Annotated in this window: 18 protein-coding genes; 9 read left to right on the forward strand and 9 right to left on the reverse strand. The window is 60.8% G+C overall.

Annotated features, from left to right (window positions below):
* Nucleotides 1-699 (reverse strand): glutathione S-transferase N-terminal domain-containing protein, encoded by a 699-nt coding sequence (locus D109_RS0102350; protein WP_017475490.1) that lies wholly within the window; start codon nucleotides 697-699, stop codon nucleotides 1-3.
* A gap of 217 nt (nucleotides 700-916) precedes the next feature.
* Here D109_RS0102350 and D109_RS0102355 point away from each other — a divergent pair, with 217 nt between their 5' ends.
* Both D109_RS0102355 and D109_RS0102360 read left to right on the forward strand, forming a co-directional pair.
* Nucleotides 917-1618, forward strand: a complete 702-nt coding sequence (locus D109_RS0102355) for a hypothetical protein (protein WP_017475491.1) — start codon at nucleotides 917-919, stop codon at nucleotides 1616-1618.
* Nucleotides 1619-1668: 50 nt separating this feature from the next.
* Nucleotides 1669-2724, forward strand: coding sequence for a permease (locus D109_RS0102360; RefSeq protein WP_026077736.1), 1056 nt, complete (start codon nucleotides 1669-1671; stop codon nucleotides 2722-2724).
* 129 nt (nucleotides 2725-2853) lie between these two features.
* Here the strand turns inward: D109_RS0102360 and mnmH are convergent, their stop codons facing one another.
* From mnmH to D109_RS0102380, 4 genes are all read right to left on the reverse strand, one after another.
* On the reverse strand, nucleotides 2854-3957 hold the full coding sequence (gene mnmH / locus D109_RS0102365) for a tRNA 2-selenouridine(34) synthase MnmH (RefSeq protein WP_017475493.1): 1104 nt from the start codon (nucleotides 3955-3957) through the stop codon (nucleotides 2854-2856).
* Complete coding sequence (gene selD, locus D109_RS0102370) at nucleotides 3957-4991, reverse strand: selenide, water dikinase SelD (protein ID WP_017475494.1); 1035 nt, start codon at nucleotides 4989-4991, stop codon at nucleotides 3957-3959. Before selD ends, mnmH begins: the two co-directional genes overlap by 1 nt.
* A gap of 133 nt (nucleotides 4992-5124) precedes the next feature.
* Nucleotides 5125-5871 (reverse strand): TerC family protein, encoded by a 747-nt coding sequence (locus D109_RS0102375; protein WP_017475495.1) that lies wholly within the window; start codon nucleotides 5869-5871, stop codon nucleotides 5125-5127.
* 28 nt (nucleotides 5872-5899) lie between these two features.
* Nucleotides 5900-6163 (reverse strand): hypothetical protein, encoded by a 264-nt coding sequence (locus D109_RS0102380; RefSeq protein ID WP_026077737.1) that lies wholly within the window; start codon nucleotides 6161-6163, stop codon nucleotides 5900-5902.
* Between the two features lie 134 nt (nucleotides 6164-6297).
* Between D109_RS0102380 and nhaR the strand changes: the two genes are divergently transcribed.
* Nucleotides 6298-7200, forward strand: a complete 903-nt coding sequence (gene nhaR / locus D109_RS0102385; RefSeq protein ID WP_017475497.1) for a transcriptional activator NhaR — start codon at nucleotides 6298-6300, stop codon at nucleotides 7198-7200.
* 4 nt (nucleotides 7201-7204) lie between these two features.
* Here the strand turns inward: nhaR and D109_RS0102390 are convergent, their stop codons facing one another.
* Entirely contained in the window at nucleotides 7205-8359 is a 1155-nt protein-coding gene (locus D109_RS0102390) for an MFS transporter (RefSeq protein ID WP_017475498.1), read from the reverse strand.
* A gap of 214 nt (nucleotides 8360-8573) precedes the next feature.
* Between D109_RS0102390 and sstT the strand changes: the two genes are divergently transcribed.
* Nucleotides 8574-9794 carry a serine/threonine transporter SstT gene (sstT, locus tag D109_RS0102395; protein WP_017475499.1) on the forward strand — a complete coding sequence of 407 codons (1221 nt, stop codon included), beginning with the start codon at nucleotides 8574-8576 and terminating at the stop codon, nucleotides 9792-9794.
* A 71-nt stretch (nucleotides 9795-9865) separates the two neighbouring features.
* Here the strand turns inward: sstT and D109_RS0102400 are convergent, their stop codons facing one another.
* Nucleotides 9866-10375, reverse strand: a complete 510-nt coding sequence (locus D109_RS0102400; RefSeq protein WP_017475500.1) for a DUF1993 family protein — start codon at nucleotides 10373-10375, stop codon at nucleotides 9866-9868.
* Between the two features lie 126 nt (nucleotides 10376-10501).
* On the opposite strand from D109_RS0102400, the gene D109_RS0102410 reads away from it, so the two are divergent.
* Complete coding sequence (locus D109_RS0102410) at nucleotides 10502-11149, forward strand: YceH family protein (RefSeq protein ID WP_017475501.1); 648 nt, start codon at nucleotides 10502-10504, stop codon at nucleotides 11147-11149.
* 167 nt (nucleotides 11150-11316) lie between these two features.
* On the opposite strand, the gene D109_RS0102415 is transcribed toward D109_RS0102410, so the two are convergent.
* Nucleotides 11317-12135: a shikimate 5-dehydrogenase gene (locus D109_RS0102415; protein WP_017475502.1), complete on the reverse strand. Its 819-nt coding sequence runs from the start codon at nucleotides 12133-12135 to the stop codon at nucleotides 11317-11319.
* Between the two features lie 241 nt (nucleotides 12136-12376).
* On the opposite strand from D109_RS0102415, the gene D109_RS0102420 reads away from it, so the two are divergent.
* The 3 genes from D109_RS0102420 (at nucleotide 12377) to D109_RS0102430 (ending at nucleotide 13437) form a co-directional block, all read left to right on the forward strand.
* On the forward strand, nucleotides 12377-12730 hold the full coding sequence (locus D109_RS0102420; RefSeq protein WP_017475503.1) for a hypothetical protein: 354 nt from the start codon (nucleotides 12377-12379) through the stop codon (nucleotides 12728-12730).
* A 232-nt stretch (nucleotides 12731-12962) separates the two neighbouring features.
* Nucleotides 12963-13157 (forward strand): hypothetical protein, encoded by a 195-nt coding sequence (locus D109_RS0102425; protein ID WP_003211226.1) that lies wholly within the window; start codon nucleotides 12963-12965, stop codon nucleotides 13155-13157.
* Nucleotides 13158-13257: 100 nt separating this feature from the next.
* Entirely contained in the window at nucleotides 13258-13437 is a 180-nt protein-coding gene (locus D109_RS0102430) for a hypothetical protein (protein WP_017475504.1), read from the forward strand.
* On the opposite strand, the gene D109_RS0102435 is transcribed toward D109_RS0102430, so the two are convergent.
* Nucleotides 13434-14495 (reverse strand): AI-2E family transporter, encoded by a 1062-nt coding sequence (locus D109_RS0102435; RefSeq protein ID WP_017475505.1) that lies wholly within the window; start codon nucleotides 14493-14495, stop codon nucleotides 13434-13436. The two genes, D109_RS0102430 and D109_RS0102435, sit on opposite strands and share 4 nt — an antisense overlap.
* Nucleotides 14496-14644: 149 nt before the next feature.
* Between D109_RS0102435 and yegQ the strand changes: the two genes are divergently transcribed.
* A complete protein-coding gene (gene yegQ / locus D109_RS0102440; RefSeq protein ID WP_017475506.1) occupies nucleotides 14645-15964 on the forward strand; it encodes a tRNA 5-hydroxyuridine modification protein YegQ in 1320 nt (439 codons plus the stop codon).
* Nucleotides 15965-15968 lie beyond the last annotated feature (4 nt).

Consider the following 15968-nt stretch of genomic DNA (forward strand, 5'->3'; position numbering starts at 1 on the left):
TTATGCTGGGATGTTCAAGCCACGGATCACCGCGGGCCGGGCGACGAACCCGTCCAGGGCCCGCAGTACGTTCGGGAAGTCGGTAATGCCCACCAGGTCGCCGGACGCGTAGAAGCCAATCAGGTTGCGCACCCACGGGAAGGTGGCGATGTCGGCGATGCTGTACTCGTCACCCATGATCCAGGTGCGGCCCAGCAGGCGTTTCTCCAGCACCTCCAGCAGGCGGCGAGACTCGGCGACATAACGGTCACGCGGGCGTTTGTCCTCGTAGGCCGCACCGGCAAATTTGTTGAAAAACCCCACCTGGCCGAACATCGGCCCGATACCGGCCATCTGGAACATCAGCCACTGGATCGTCTCGTAACGCATTGCCGGGTCTTCGGGCAGCAACTCGCCGCTCTTTTCGGCAAGGTAGATCAGGATCGCGCCCGATTCGAACAAGCCCAGCGCCTGGCCGCCGGGGCCATTGGGGTCGATGATCGCCGGGATTTTGTTGTTGGGGTTCAGCGACAGGAATTCGGCGCAGAGCTGGTCCTGAGTCTCGAAGCTGACCTTATGCGCCTCGTAAGGCATCCCGAGTTCCTCCAGCATGATCGACACTTTGACCCCGTTGGGCGTCGGCAAAGAGTAGAGCTGCAGGCGCTCGGGATACCGGGCCGGCCATTTGGCGGTGATGGGGAAGTCTGAAAGTGAGTTCATCGCGCGACTCCTGATAAAAGTAGGAGAGTAGTGGTTCGGTGTCTCTCGTGCATCCGTCTTAATTCAGCAACATCTACGGGTTAACCTCCTGCACACGGCAAGGATGCCGACCCATCTCCCCCACGAAACGAACCAAACTGCCTGGGGAGACTCTTAAAGAGCGCCCGATGGCTGGGCTTGCTTGCCCTGAATCCCTGCATCGAGACTTAGAACCTTCATGACCATCAAGCCTCTGTGCCTTGCGAAACGCTTCAAACGCTACTCCTACATCCTCCTGCCGGTATTACTGGTGAGTGCCGCTGTCGGTCTTACCCTGGAATCCCGGATCAGCCGCGCCCAGCAAGTCGACGGTGTGCAAACCCTGGTGTTCCTGCGTCACGGCGAAAAACCGGCCGGCGGCCTTGGCCAACTCAATTGCCAGGGCCTGAACCGTGCGATGAACCTGGCCACCGTCCTGCCGGAAAAATTCGGCAAAGCCAACTTCGTGTTCGCGCCCAACCCGACCCGCAATGTCGAGGAAGGCGAGAAAGACAACTCCTACAGCTATATCCGCCCGTTGATGACCATCAGCCCCAGCGCCATCAAGCTCGGGTTGCCGGTGAACATCAAGTTTTCGGCCAATGACACCAGCGCGCTTGCTGACGAACTGGTGGAAGACAAGTACCACAACGCCATCATCTATACCGCCTGGTCCCACGGCTACCTGCCAGACCTGATCAACAAGGTGGCGAGTGAAGCGGTGGGTGAAAAACACGTGATTACCGACGATTGGTCCGGCAGCGATTTCGATACCTTGTATGTGTTGACCCTGACCTGGCACAACGGCAAGGCCACGATGCTGAGCCGCAATTACAAGCAAGGGCTGGATAACGGCCAGCAGACTTGCCCGGAAGCGACACAGGTGAGTGCCGATATTTAGGTCCCACAGCGTATGATGTTGCGCTATTGACTCACCTGCGGATCATCAACATGTCCAACCTCTCCTCCACCCAGCCCGCCCGGGGCAGGTCCTTCTGGTGGAAACCAGCGCTGTTCCTGCTGGTGGCCTGCATCGGCCTCTACTACGTGAAGTGGTCGCCCTACTACGCCAAGGCGTTTATTGCGGCGGACAACCACAGCATCGGCGCCTCGATTCTCAACGACCAGCAGAGTGCACCACTGGCCGCTGCGCTGGCCTATGCCCAAGTGTATTTCCTGGCGATCTGGAAAGCCGCTGTATTGGCGGTCATCCTCGGCTCATTGCTGCAAGTGCTGATCCCGCGAGACTGGCTGTTGCGCCTGTTTGGTCGCGCCGGCCTGGGTTCCACCTTGCGGGGCGGGCTGTTCGCCTTGCCGGGGATGATGTGCAGTTGCTGCGCCGCGCCGGTGGCGGCCGGTATGCGTCGGCAGAAGGTGTCGGTGGGCGCGGCGTTGGCGTTCTGGATTGCCAACCCGGTGCTGAACCCGGCGACGCTGGTGTTCATGGGCTTTGTGCTGGGCTGGGGCTTTACCGCGCTGCGGTTGGTGGCCGGGATCGTGCTGGTGGTCGGTGTGTCGCTGGTGGCGCAGCGCATCGCGCGGCCGGAGCAAGTGCCGGAAGCCGCGCTGGACGCCGTGGCCCAGGCCAGCCTTACCGAAACCGAACCGTTCCTGACCCGCTGGCTGCGCACCCTGTGGCAGCTGTTCTGGAGCACGATTCCGGTGTACATCCTGGCGGTGCTGATCCTCGGCGCGGCGCGGGTGTGGCTGTTTCCCCACGTTGACGGCGCCATGGCCAACAGCCTGGTGTGGCTGGTGCCGCTGGCGATTGTCGGCACGTTGTTCGTGATCCCGACTGCCGCCGAAATCCCCATCGTGCAGACCATGATGACCCTCGGCATGGGCACCGGCCCGGCCGTAGCCTTGCTGATGACCCTGCCGAGCGTGAGCCTGCCGTCACTACTGATGCTGCGCAAGGACTTCGATGCGCGGGTGCTGGTAACCGTGGCCGGGCTGACGATGCTGATGGGGGTGGTGTGTGGGCTGATCGGGGCGTTTGTCCTGTAGTGATTGGGTGAATTCGAGGGCCTCTTCGCCAGCAAGCCCGCTCCCACATTCGACCGCATTTATCCTGTAGGAATGCAGTCAACATGTGGGAGCGGGCTTGCTCGCGAAAGGGCCCGCAAACTCAATCAATTACTTACGCCGAGCGAGCCTGTCCCGGAAATACTCCACCACCGCCGCTTGCTCGCCCGCAAACTCGATCCGTGCGCCTTTGCTTTCCCGCTGGAAGGCGTACATCGGATCGTAATACTCACGCAACAACCCCTCAATCCAGCCGCGGTGCAGATCCACCGCACCGCTGCTGGCTTGCTCGGCCAAGGCGTCCTGCATGATCGCGTACAACCGCGCAAACCGCTCGCCGCCCAGGCGCTTGTGGATATTGCCCAGACTCTGGGTCAGGCGCTCGGCAAACAGTTCCTCGCCCGTGTCGCCAAACTCCGCGACAAATTCGGCGCAGAGGTCCACCACGTAATCCTTCAGGATGCGCTCCACGCGACCTTCAACGCTGTCTTCCAGCCAGACCATCGGGAAGCCCTGCATGCCCTTGTGCAAGGGCAATGGCAGCGCGCAGCTGCCGATCATGCGGCTCTCATCCTCGACCACGAACTGCTCGATACCGGCGGCACGCTTTTTCAGCAGGTCCACCGCCAGGCGGTTTTCGAAGTCGATGTTGGAGGGTTGCGCCGTGGCGCGTTTGCCGAAGCTGGAGCCGCGATGGTTGGCGTGGCCTTCCAGGTCCAGGGCGTTGTTCAACTGGCCGAGCACTTCGGTCTTGCCGGTGCCGGTCATGCCGCCCAGCAATACAAAGTCGCATTGCGCGGTGGCGCTTTCAACGGTGTCGAGCAGGAAGGTGCGCATGGCCTTGTAGCCACCGCCGACCCGTGGGTAGTCAATACCCGCTTCGGTTTTCAACCATTGCTGGGCAATCTGCGAACGCATCCCGCCGCGAAAGCAGTACAGCAGACCGTCCGGATGGGCCTGGGCAAAACGCGCCCAGTGTTCGATACGTTCGGCCTTGATCGCCCCGGACACCAGTTCGTGACCGAGGACAATGGCCGCCTGCTGTCCCTGCTGCTTGTAACAGGTGCCCACCCGTTGGCGCTCGTCGTCGGTCATCAACGGCAGGTTGATCACCCCGGGAAACGCACCCTTGCTGAACTCGATCGGCGCGCGGGTATCCATCATCGGCCGGTCGTTGAGAAAGATGTCGCGGTAATCGGTGATGTCGATGGGCATCAGAACACCTCTACCGCGTTGGTCTGTCGCTCAACCAGTTCGCCGATGGGTTCAAGGTTCAGGCCCAGTTCCGCGGCCACGGCGAGGAATTCGGCATTGCCTTCGGGCGTGACCGCCACCAGCAGGCCGCCGCTGGTTTGCGGGTCGCACAGCACGCGTTTGTGCAGTTCGTTCAGGCGCCCCAGCTTGCTGGCGTAGCTGTCGAAGTTGCGCAAGGTGCCGCCAGGCACGCAGCCCTGCTCCAGGTAGTACTCAACCCCGGGCAGGCGTGGGACTTTTTCGTATTCGATGCGGGCAGTCACATTGCTGCCGTCGGCCATTTCCACCAGGTGGCCCAACAGCCCAAAACCGGTGACGTCGGTCATGGCCGTCACACCGGCCAGTTTGCCGAAACGGCTGCCGGGCTTGTTGAGGGTGCACATCCAGTCACGGGCCAGGCCCACATCGGCTTCGCGCAGCTTGCCCTTCTTTTCGGCGGTGGTGAGGATACCGATGCCCAAGGGTTTGGTCAGGTACAGCTGACAACCGGCGGTGGCCGTGTCGTTGCGCTTCATGTGGCGTTTTTCTACCAGCCCGGTGACGGCCAGGCCGAAGATCGGCTCGGGAGCGTCGATCGAATGGCCACCCGCCAGGGGAATACCGGCCGCGTCACACACGGAGCGACCGCCACGAATCACTTCCCTGGCAATCTCCGGGGCCAGCACGTTGACCGGCCAGCCGAGAATCGCGATAGCCATCAACGGATCGCCACCCATGGCGTAGATATCACTGATGGCGTTGGTGGCGGCAATGCGGCCGAAGTCGAAGGGGTCATCGACAATCGGCATGAAAAAATCGGTGGTAGACACCACGCCGCGCTCGTCGTCGATGGCATATACAGCAGCGTCATCGCGGGAGGCGTTGCCTACCCACAGCTTGGGGTCAAGGTTTTGCGCACCGCTGCCGGCAAGGATCACTTCCAGCACCTGAGGTGAAATCTTGCAACCGCAACCAGCACCGTGGCTGTATTGGGTCAGGCGAATTGGCTCGTTCATGAAGGCACCTCAAAACGTCAAGGCGAAGAATCTTAACAGACGACTCCTACATACATGGACGATTCAGCGGGAACCAGGCAGCAAAAAGGCCGGCTGGGCTCTGATGAGCGCAGCCGGCCTTTCCTGACAGCGTTTACTGTTTGGCAGCGAGGCGTTTATGCCGGTTGCGTCGCATCATGTTCAGGCACTCGATAGCCGCCGAGAACGCCATGGCCGCATACACATAGCCTTTTGGAACATGGGCGCCGAAACCTTCGGCGATCAGCGTCATACCGATCATGATCAGGAAGCCCAAGGCCAGCATCACAATCGTCGGGTTGTCGTTGATGAACTTGGCCAACGGCTCAGCCGCCACCAGCATCACGATGACCGAGACCACGACGGCAATGATCATGATCGGCAAGTGCTCGGTCATGCCCACGGCGGTGATGATGCTGTCGATGGAAAACACCATGTCCAGCAGCAGGATCTGGCCAATGGCCGAAGCGAAGCCCAGGGTCACGCTCGGCGCACCGGTGTCCACGTGCTCCTTTTCGGGGTCCATGCTGTGATGGATCTCGGTGGTCGCCTTCCAGACCAGGAACAGGCCACCGGCGATCAGGATCATGTCTTTCCAGGAGAACGACTGCCCCAGGATGTCGATGACCGGCGCGGTCAGCTGCACGATAAAGGCGATGGTGCTCAACAGGCCCAGACGCAGGATCAATGCCATGCTGATGCCGATGCGACGGGCCTTTGCCCGGTGTTTCAACGGTAACTTGTTGGTGAGAATCGAGATAAAGATCAGGTTATCGATCCCCAGCACGATCTCCATGACGATCAAGGTGGCCAGTGCGATCCACGCGGTCGGGCTGGCGGCCAGTTGTAAAAGGTAGTCCATAGGTCAGTCCTGGTGTGGTGTGCGGGTATCAGGTTTCTTGGGAGGTGGATTCAGGCTTGCTGCCTTCCTGTTCCTGCTTGTCCTGCTTGCCTTGCGGCGGAGCGATCAAGCCCTTGGTCGCGTCACTCAACGCCTGTTCGGCGGCCTGGTGGGTATCGTCAATCACTTGCTTGGCCGACTCGGTGGCTTTACCCAGCAGTTGTTGCGCGCTTTTTTCCGCTTGGTCACAGCCACTGAGCATGACTAATGAAAGCCCAAGTAACGCCGTTGCGCCCAGGGAATTGAGTTTCATGATGCGTTCCTCGTTAGAACCGTCGGGTCCAAGTAGTGGCCCCTCGATAGCGACGCATTCTATGCAGGCGAACACTTCAGTAAAATTCGTATTTTTTTCGTTTATACTTCGGTTTTCACGAAGTGTTTGCTGCCATGCTCAATTACCGACAACTGCACTACTTCTGGGTCGTCGCCAAGACCGGCAGCATCGTGCGCGCCTGTGAGCAACTGAACCTCACGCCGCAGACTATCAGCGGGCAGATCAGCCTGTTGGAGCAGACCTTCGGCGTGGCCTTGTTTCAGAAGGTTGGGCGCCAGCTGGAGCTGACCGAAGCCGGGCGCCAGGCGCTGCCCTATGCCGAGCAGATGTTCCAGCTGGGCAATGAGCTTGAAGCGATGTTGCGCACCCAGCCCAATGAGCAGCAGATCCTGTTCCGGGTCGGCGTGGCGGATGTGGTGCCCAAGTCCATCGTCTATCGGCTGATTGCGCCGACCATGGAGTTGAGCGAGCCGATCCGCATCACCTGCCGTGAAGACAAACTCGAACGCTTGCTGGCGGACCTGGCGATCCAGCGCCTGGACCTGGTGATCTCCGACAGCCCGATGCCCCCGCACCTGGACATCAAGGGTTACAGCCAGAAGCTGGGGGAATGCGGGATCAGTTTTTTCGCCACCCAGGCATTGGCGGACCAGCATCGCGGCGATTTCCCACAGTGCCTGCAGGGCGCGCCGCTGTTGATTCCGGGGGCGGAGACGGTGGTGCGCAGCCGTTTGCTGCGCTGGTTTGCCGAGCAGCAGATCCAGCCACGGATTGTCGGGGAGTTTGATGACAGTGCGTTGATGCAGGCCTTTGGCCAATCCGGCAGCGGGATTTTTATCGCACCCAGCGTGATTGCCGACGAGGTGGAACGCCAGTATGGCGTGGCGCTGATCGGCCAGACGGATGCGGTGACCGAGTCGTTTTATGCGATCTCGGTGGAGCGCAAGGTCAAGCACCCCGGCATCGTGGCGATTACCGAAGGTGCGAGACGGGAGCTGTTTACGGCCCTGCCCTGAGGACTCAGGCGCAGACGGCGCGGGTCTTGGCGGTCATCAGCCACAGCGCCAGCAGGATCGACAGCAGGATAAAACCGGCCGCAGCAAAGCCGAGGCTGCCAAGGCCCAGGGTGTCGATCACGTGACCGCCCACCAACGCCCCCAGGCCAATCCCCAGGTTGGCCCCGGCGATGTTCAGCGAGGCGGCAAAGGCCGGCGCGTGGGGTGCGGCCTTCATCAGCCGCACATGGCTGACCAGAAACAACGCCGCCTGGGTCACGCCCCATACGGCCATCGCCGCCGCCAGTCCGACGGTGGAGTGAATGGCGGGCACCAGCGCCACCATGCCCGCGATCATGAAGCCGCAGAACACCATCGACGCGATCAGCGGATGCCGGTCGACCATGCGCCCGCCCAGTGAGTTGCCGATCAGGCCGACCGCGCCAAAGCCCATCAGGCACCAGCCCACCAGGGTTCCGTCGAAACCCGCCAGGCGTTCGAGGATGTCCGCCAGGTAGGTGTAGGCAGTGAACATCCCGCTGAACACCAGGATCGACAGCAGGATATGGCCCTGCATCAGCGGGCTGCGCAAGATCTTGAACTGGGAGCGCAAGCTGACCTGGTCGTTCTTCGCCCGGGTCTTCGGCAGGTAGATAAACAGCAGCAACGCCTTGGCAAACGCCACCACCGCAAGAATGCCGAAGGCGGTGCGCCAGCGGAACATATCGGAAATCAGCGTGCCCACCGGGATGCCGAAGACCGTGGCGCAGACAATGCCGAAGCCGATCTTTTCAATCGCGCGGCCGGCGAAATCCGGCCCGACGATGTCCACCGCGGTCTCGCTGGCCAGGGCCCAGAACACCGGCAATCCCAGCGCCGGGATCAACCGGGCCAGGGACATGACCCAGATATTCGGAGCCACTGCCGCCAGGGTATTGGCCAGGCCGAACATGATCAGGATCGTGATAAACAGCCGCTTGCGCTCGAACCGCGCGAAATACGCGGTCAGGAACGGGCCAAACGCCGCCACGGTGAAGGCGAACAAGGTCACCAGCAACCCGGCCTGGGACACGCTGACGTCGAGGTCCCGGGCGATGGAAGGCAACAGGCCGACAATGATGAACTCTGTGGTCAGCACGGTAAAACCGGCCGCCGACAACAGCAGGATCGGAAACAACATCAAAAACTCCAGAAAACAGCGACATCAACGACAGCCCGGAGGGCCCGCTGATAGAGAGGAAATAAGAGGATGTGCAATGTTAACAGAATGTGTACCCGCGAGGCGACGGAACGCCGCACCCGGATTAGACGTTTCCTACAGATGTTAGACTTCGCCCCTGCCAGATTCATGCTGCCTAGCTGCATATATTAAAAAAACTAGAGACAACCCTTTTATGACTGCTGCCCCTTCCCTCTTTCAACGCCTGATGTCTATCAGCCTGGTCACCCAAATTGTCATCGGCCTGATCGCCGGTATCCTGCTGGCCCTGCTGTTACCCGACGTTGCACAAGCCACCGGTTTTATCGGCAAGGTATTCGTTTCGGCGCTCAAGGCCGTGGCGCCCATCCTGGTGTTTGTGCTGGTGATGGCTTCGATTGCCAACCACAAGCATGGCCAGGAAACCCATATCCGGCGGATCCTGTTCCTGTACCTGCTGGGTACCTTTTCTGCCGCCGTGGTCGCCGTGATCGCCAGCACGCTGTTCCCCTCCTCGCTGGTTCTGGCCACTCACGATGTGGCCGTCAGCGCTCCCGGCGGCATCGGTGAAGTGTTGCAAAGCCTGGTGCTCAGCGTGGTGGACAACCCGGTCAGTGCGCTGATGAATGCCAATTTTATCGGCATCCTCGCCTGGGCCATCGGCATGGGCATTGCCATTCGCCATGCCAGCGACACCACCCGCACCGTGCTGGGAGACCTGTCCAACGGCGTCACGCTGATCGTGCGCATGGTGATCCGCTTCGCGCCCTTGGGGATCTTCGGCCTGGTGGCCTCGACCCTCGCCACCTCCGGCTTCGGCGCCCTGCTGGGCTACGCGCACCTGTTGCTGGTGTTGATCGGCTGCATGCTGTTCGTCGCGCTGGTGATCAACCCGGCCATCGTGTTCTGGAAACTGCGCCGCAACCCTTACCCGCTGGTGCTGATGTGCCTGCGGGAAAGTGGCATCACCGCGTTTTTCACCCGCAGTTCGGCGGCCAACATCCCGGTCAACCTGGCGCTGAGCAAGCGCCTGGGCCTGCATGAAGATACGTACTCGGTGTCGATCCCCCTCGGTGCCACCATCAATATGGCCGGCGCGGCCATCACCATCACCGTACTGACCCTCGCCGCCGTGCACACCCTGGGCATTGCCGTGGACATCCCCACCGCCATATTGCTCAGCGTAGTCGCTGCAGTGTGCGCCTGCGGCGCGTCGGGGGTTGCCGGGGGCTCGCTGCTGTTGATTCCTCTGGCATGCAGCCTGTTCGGCATTCCCAGCGAAATCGCGATGCAGGTGGTAGCCGTGGGCTTCATCATCGGTGTCTTGCAGGACTCGGCGGAAACCGCGCTGAACTCGTCCACCGACGTGCTGTTCACCGCTGCTGCGTGCCTGGGCAAAGAAGAACAGACCGCGTAAACCTTACGCGCACAAAAAAGCCCGGGGCGGTTCGTGAATGTACTGCCCCGGGCTTTTTTACGACTTAAGGCTTAGAACGCGCCCATGTAGTCGCGCTTGCCCACTTCCACACCGTTGTGACGCAGCAAGGCGTAAGCGGTGGTGACGTGGAAGAAGAACTGCGGCAGGCCGTAGCTCAGCAGGTACGACTGGCCGCTGAAGCGCTTCTCTTTCGGAGTGCCTGGACGGGTGATGATTTCGATGCCTTCTTTGCCGTCGACCTGAGCCGGGGTGATGGTGTCGATAAACGCCAGGACCTTGGCGATCAGCGCTTGCAGGTCGGCGAAGGTCACTTCTGTATCGTCGTATTTCGGAACTTCGATTTCAGCCAGACGGGCAGAAACGCCTTTGGCGAAGTCGACAGCGATCTGCACCTGACGCACCAGCGGGAACATGTCCGGGTACAGGCGTACTTGCAGGAAGGCGTTCGGATCGATGTTCTTGGCGGTGGCGTGGGCTTCGGCCTTGTTCAGCACATCGCTCAGGGCGTTGAGCATTTGCTTGAAGACCGGGAGGGAAGCGGCGTACAGGGAAATAGTCATGACAGTCTCGACAGTTGTGGCAGGGTTTGAAACAGCGGCGATTATAGACATGCTGGCCGCCGGCGCCGCTTGTCTTTTATTTTTTCAGGATTAGGCTAGTGGGCTCACTGCATTAGGGAAAGCGCGATGACCACCGAGCACGACACCACTTCCGAAGAGCCGCGCCTGAACAGCACGGAAATCCGCATCCTGGGCTGCCTGATCGAAAAGCAGGCTACCAGCCCTGAAACCTACCCGTTGACCCTCAACGCGCTGGTGATCGCCTGCAACCAGAAAACCAGCCGCGAACCGGTGATGAACCTCAGCCAGGGCCAGGTCGGCCAGAGCCTGCGGGCCCTGGAAGGTCGCGGGTTTACCCGGCTGGTGATGGGCAGCCGCGCCGACCGCTGGGAGCATCGGGTGGACAAGGCCCTGGAACTGGTGCCGGCCCAGGTGATTCTCAGTGGCTTGCTGTTCCTGCGGGGGCCGCAGACGGTCAACGAACTGCTGACCCGCAGCGGGCGCATGCACGAATTTGAAGACACCGAGCAAGTGGTTCATCAACTGGAACGCCTGATCGCCCGCGGACTGGCGTTGCTGGTGCCGCGTCAGTCGGGGCAGCGGGAAGATCGGTATATGCACGCCTTGGGTGACCCGGCGGATATTGAAGCGATCCTGGCGGCGCGTGGGAACCCGGTGGAGCGTGGTGCGGGAAGTGGCGTTTCGCTGGAGCGTATCGAAGAGCTGGAAGCGCGGATTGCGGCGCTGGAAGAGCGCCTGTCCCGGCTCGAGTAATGTTTGTGGTGAGTGAGCTTTTGTGGGGAGCGAGCTTGCTGTGGCGAGGGAGCTTGCTCCCGCTGGGTTGCGCAGCAGCCCCAAGAAAATGGGAGCGCTACGCACTCCAGCGGGAGCAAGCTCCCTCGCCACAGCAAGCTCCCTCGTCACACAGTCAGCGGTGATGCTCAGCTTCGAGCAAACGCCACCGCCGCCTGAAACTGTTCATCCGTCGGCCGTACGCCGGTGTACAGCACAAACTGCTCCAAGGCCTGGATGGCGATCACTTCCAAACCGGTGATCACGCGTTTGCCCTGGGCGCGGCCACGCAGGATCAGCGGCGTTTCCGAGGGAATCGCCACAACATCGAATACGGTCTCGGCCGCATCAATGGCATCAGCCTCAAACGCCAACTGATCCGCTTCCTCCCCTCCGGTCATGCCAATCGGCGTCACGTTGACCAGCATCTGCGGGCGCAAGGCACCCAACTGCGCTTGCCACTCATAGCCCAGGCTCTGGGCCAGCGCCCGGCCCGCCGCTTCATTGCGCGCCACAATCACGCCCTTGGCGTAACCGCCATCGCGCAACGCGCTGGCCACCGCCTTGGCCATGCCGCCGCTGCCGCGCAGGGCGAAGGTCGAGTCCTGGGGCACTTCATGCTTCTTCAGCAGTTGCTCGATGGCAATGTAGTCGGTGTTGTAAGCCTTCAAATGCCCATGGGTGTTGACGATGGTATTGATGGACGCAATGGCCCGCGCCGAATCATCCAGTTCGTCCACCAGGGCAATGCACGCCTCCTTGAACGGCATCGACACGCCACACCCACGAATGCCCAACGCACGAATGCCACCGACGGCGCCTGGCAAGTCCTGGCTGCTGAAGGCCTTGTAGTAGAAATTCAGCCCCAACTGCTCGTACAGGTGGTTATGAAAACGCAGGCCAAAGTTCCCGGGGCGCGCCGACAGTGACATGCACAGTTGGGTGTCCTTGTTGGGGTTCATCTGCATCGGTAACTCCTTGAAGCCCTTCCAGAGGCGGTTTCGGATAGACGGAATACCCGCGCCGGCGGGTTGTCGTGGATCATACGCACTGTGCCCGGCCGCTTGTGTAAGCCAACCGATACAGACCTTACACAACCTTTACCTACAGGCCGTGCTGTTTTTTAGAAATACGCTGTCTTAAAAGTATCCCCGCGACAATCCTTGAGTCTATTGATTGCAGACCATGAGCGCTGGGGCTAACCGAGGAATGACCATGATTCGTAAACTCCCCAAGATCGCCTTGCTTATCGGCGCACTCGCTATAGCAGGACAAGCCTCCGCCCACGGTGGTGGTTGGGGTGCTCCGCTTGCACTGGGTGCCGTTGTCGGTGCAGTGGTAGGCGGCTCGATCGTTGCCAGCCAGCAGCAACCGGTCTACGTGCAACAGCCGGTGTATGTCCAGCCGCAGCCGGTGTATGCCGCTCCGCCGCCGGTCTATTACGCACCGCCACCGCCGGTGTATGTGCAGCAACGGGTTTATTACCGCCCGGCACCGGTCTATTACGGCCCACCGCGCGGCTACTACGGCCCTCCACACGGCTATTATGGTCGCGGTTGGTAAGCATGAACTGACACACCTGAACAGGCTCCGCCCTAAAAGCGGGGCCTTTTTTTGGCCTGTTGGTCTGAATAAATCTCGCCAAGGTCGTTATAAGGACAATGGCTGTGGCCAAATCCCACATCATTGATCTCAATTGACGCTTGCCCGAACCGGGTCTGCGCTGTCATGTTTGTGTCTTAAAAGGCCTCCACTATCAACACTGTCCAGTCAATAACAACAAGGACGATTGACCATGCCCACGCAAAACCCCCATCGCACCGCCGGCCTCTGCACTTCAAGCAAGGTCTATAGCGTACTGACCGAACTCAAGGCCCTGGAAGGCCATCGCAACGCCAAGTTCCTGTCCTTGCTGACGGAAAACCTGGTGCGCAAGGGTCTGCTCAGTGAACAGGAAGTGGTGCACATGCTCGACCAGGTTGTCGACTGATTGATCGCTCGATAACAGTGATGTCGACTATCGAGCGGGTTAATTTTCACTTAAGGCCTGCACACCGTAATGTCACCTCCATAGCGCCTTGGAGGTCATCATGCCCACTATTCAAATCATGTCCGTCATCGGCAGTGCCGTTCCCGCCCCCCTCCGGGAGCTGGGTTTGCTAGCCTGCTGGTACCTGGTACGCGATGGCGAACCCATCAGCGGCCCACTCACCTCGTTGCCAGCCGCCCAAGCCCTGTCGGTCAGGATGGCCCATTGTTTTCATGCCTAAGGCAATTGAACCCGCGGTTTGGTTTCGACAAACAGCGCCCAACTGGACATGAACAACGCAGCAATCAACGGACCGATGACAAACCCGTTCAGGCCAAAGATCGACAGGCCGCCCAAGGTTGAGATAAGGATCAGGTAATCCGGCATACGGGTGTCCTTGCCCACCAGGATGGGCCTCAGCACATTGTCCACCAGCCCGATCACAAACACCCCGAACAGCCCCAGCACCACGCCTTGCCAGGTCGACCCGCTGAGCAGGAAATACGCCGCCACCGGCCCCCACACAATCCCCGCGCCCACCGCCGGCAGCAGCGACAGAAACGCCATCAACACCGCCCAGAGCAACGCGCTGGGAATGTCCAGAAACCAGAAGATCAAACCACCCAGCGCCCCTTGCGTGACCGCCACCAGCACGTTGCCTTTCACCGTGGCCCGCACCACCCGGTTGAACTTCAGTTGCAGGCGACGCTTCTGCGGTTCGGCCAGCGGCACGGCAGTGCGCACCTTGCGTACCAGCTCCGGGCCGTCGCGCAGCAGGAAGTACAGCAAGTACAGCATGATGAAAAAGCTCACCAGGAAATCAAACGTGCCCTGGCCGAAGCTGAACGCCTGGGTCGCAAAAAACTGGCTGCCCTGCATCGCGCTCTTGACGATCTTCTCCCGCAGGCCTTCCAGGTTACCCATGCCGAAGCGGTCCAGCAGATGCTGGAAATACGGTGGCAGGAAATTCTTGAACTGCTCGATATAACCGGCAACGTCGAGCTTGCCGCTCTCGACGTTCTTGTAAAGCGTCGCGCCCTCCTGCACCAGCAAGGCGCTGGTGATGATCACCGGCAAAATCGCGATCACCAGGCACACCGTCAGGGTGGCCAGGGAGGTGAAGTTGCGGTTCCAGCCAAAACGTTGCTGGAAGCGCCGTTGCATGGGCGCAAAGATGATCCCCAGGATCACCGCCCAGAACACCGCGCCGTAGAACGGCAGCAAAATCCAGATAAACGCGATGGTCACCAGGGCGAGCAGTAACAGCAGGGTTTTGAATTGCAAGTTGGTTTGGTTCATGTCCGATCCATGTCTAAAACACCAGACGCTCATGTGCGCCTTGATGTTTAGTCCGCTGCAAATCCCGCGAGTGCCCTACTTATTAGACCTGGATCAATAAACCCCACGCTCGCCCCGGCTACCCTGCCGCCCTTTTGCGACCCGAACCCATGCCTCCCGTTATCGCCCCCGAACTGCTCGCCCCCGCCGGCACCCTGAAAAACATGCGTTACGCCTTTGCCTACGGCGCCGATGCCGTCTACGCCGGGCAACCGCGCTACAGCCTGCGGGTGCGCAATAACGAGTTCGACCACGCCAACCTCGCCCTCGGTATCCAGGAAGCCCAGGCCCAGGGCAAGCGGTTCTACGTGGTGGTCAATATCGCGCCCCACAACGCCAAGCTGAAAACCTTCCTCAAGGACCTCGCCCCGGTGATCGCCATGGGCCCGGATGCACTGATCATGTCCGACCCGGGCCTGATCATGCTGGTACGCCGGCACTTCCCGCACATGCCGATCCACCTGTCGGTGCAGGCCAATACGGTGAACTGGGCCAGTGTCGAGTTCTGGCAGGCCCAAGGCATCTGCCGGATCATCCTGTCCCGAGAGCTGTCGCTGGAGGAGATCGAGGAAATCCGCCAGCACGTCCCCGCCATGGAGCTGGAAGTGTTTGTGCACGGCGCGCTGTGCATGGCCTATTCCGGGCGCTGCCTGCTGTCGGGCTACATGAACAAACGCGACGCCAACCAGGGCACCTGCACCAATGCCTGCCGTTGGAAATACCAGGCGACACCAGCGGTGGAAAACGCCGTCGGCGACATCGTGCAGCAGTACGCGCCCGAGCCGACCCTGGGCCTCGGCGCGCCCACCGACCAGGTGTTCCTGTTGCAGGAAGCCAACCGCCCCGACGAACAGATGCCCGCCTTCGAAGACGAGCACGGCACCTACATCATGAACGCCAAGGACCTGCGGGCGGTGCAGCACGTCGAGCGACTGACGCGCATGGGCGTGCATTCGCTGAAGATCGAAGGCCGCACCAAATCCCACTTCTACTGCGCCCGCACCACCCAGGTGTATCGCCAGGCCATCGACGATGCCGTGGCCGGGCGCGAGTTTGACCGCGGCTTGATGACCAACCTCGAATCCCTGGCCCAGCGCGGCTACACCGAAGGTTTCCTGCGCCGACACGTGCATGATGAATACCAGAACTACCAAAACGGCAGCTCGGTGTCTGAACGCCAGCAGTTCGTCGGCGAGCTGACCGGTGAACGGCGCGGTGAGCTGGCCGAGGTCAAGGTGAAGAACCGGTTTGCCGTGGGCAATCACCTGGAACTGATGACCCCGGCGGGGAATTTCCACTTTGACCTGGCCACGCTGCACAACGCCAAGGGCGAGGCCATCGAGGTGGCGCCGGGGGACGGCCATACGGTGTATCTGCCGATCCCGGCGGAAATGGACCTGAGATTCGGGCTTTTGATGCGGGATGTTTAAGCAT

This window comes from Pseudomonas sp. PAMC 26793, from assembly GCF_000313235.1.
GTDB lineage: Bacteria > Pseudomonadota > Gammaproteobacteria > Pseudomonadales > Pseudomonadaceae > Aquipseudomonas > Aquipseudomonas yamanorum.

What these genes read in the sequence shown, in the direction of transcription:
- D109_RS0102350 (WP_017475490.1), bottom strand. Translation starts at nt 699, where the DNA reads ATGAACTCACTTTCAGACTTCCCCATCACCGCCAAATGGCCGGCCCGG.
- D109_RS0102355 (WP_017475491.1), top strand. Translation starts at nt 917, where the DNA reads ATGACCATCAAGCCTCTGTGCCTTGCGAAACGCTTCAAACGCTACTCC.
- D109_RS0102360 (WP_026077736.1), top strand. Translation starts at nt 1,669, where the DNA reads ATGTCCAACCTCTCCTCCACCCAGCCCGCCCGGGGCAGGTCCTTCTGG.
- mnmH (WP_017475493.1), bottom strand. Translation starts at nt 3,957, where the DNA reads ATGCCCATCGACATCACCGATTACCGCGACATCTTTCTCAACGACCGG.
- selD (WP_017475494.1), bottom strand. Translation starts at nt 4,991, where the DNA reads ATGAACGAGCCAATTCGCCTGACCCAATACAGCCACGGTGCTGGTTGC.
- D109_RS0102375 (WP_017475495.1), bottom strand. Translation starts at nt 5,871, where the DNA reads ATGGACTACCTTTTACAACTGGCCGCCAGCCCGACCGCGTGGATCGCA.
- D109_RS0102380 (WP_026077737.1), bottom strand. Translation starts at nt 6,163, where the DNA reads ATGAAACTCAATTCCCTGGGCGCAACGGCGTTACTTGGGCTTTCATTA.
- nhaR (WP_017475497.1), top strand. Translation starts at nt 6,298, where the DNA reads ATGCTCAATTACCGACAACTGCACTACTTCTGGGTCGTCGCCAAGACC.
- D109_RS0102390 (WP_017475498.1), bottom strand. Translation starts at nt 8,359, where the DNA reads ATGTTGTTTCCGATCCTGCTGTTGTCGGCGGCCGGTTTTACCGTGCTG.
- sstT (WP_017475499.1), top strand. Translation starts at nt 8,574, where the DNA reads ATGACTGCTGCCCCTTCCCTCTTTCAACGCCTGATGTCTATCAGCCTG.
- D109_RS0102400 (WP_017475500.1), bottom strand. Translation starts at nt 10,375, where the DNA reads ATGACTATTTCCCTGTACGCCGCTTCCCTCCCGGTCTTCAAGCAAATG.
- D109_RS0102410 (WP_017475501.1), top strand. Translation starts at nt 10,502, where the DNA reads ATGACCACCGAGCACGACACCACTTCCGAAGAGCCGCGCCTGAACAGC.
- D109_RS0102415 (WP_017475502.1), bottom strand. Translation starts at nt 12,135, where the DNA reads ATGCAGATGAACCCCAACAAGGACACCCAACTGTGCATGTCACTGTCG.
- D109_RS0102420 (WP_017475503.1), top strand. Translation starts at nt 12,377, where the DNA reads ATGACCATGATTCGTAAACTCCCCAAGATCGCCTTGCTTATCGGCGCA.
- D109_RS0102425 (WP_003211226.1), top strand. Translation starts at nt 12,963, where the DNA reads ATGCCCACGCAAAACCCCCATCGCACCGCCGGCCTCTGCACTTCAAGC.
- D109_RS0102430 (WP_017475504.1), top strand. Translation starts at nt 13,258, where the DNA reads ATGCCCACTATTCAAATCATGTCCGTCATCGGCAGTGCCGTTCCCGCC.
- D109_RS0102435 (WP_017475505.1), bottom strand. Translation starts at nt 14,495, where the DNA reads ATGAACCAAACCAACTTGCAATTCAAAACCCTGCTGTTACTGCTCGCC.
- yegQ (WP_017475506.1), top strand. Translation starts at nt 14,645, where the DNA reads ATGCCTCCCGTTATCGCCCCCGAACTGCTCGCCCCCGCCGGCACCCTG.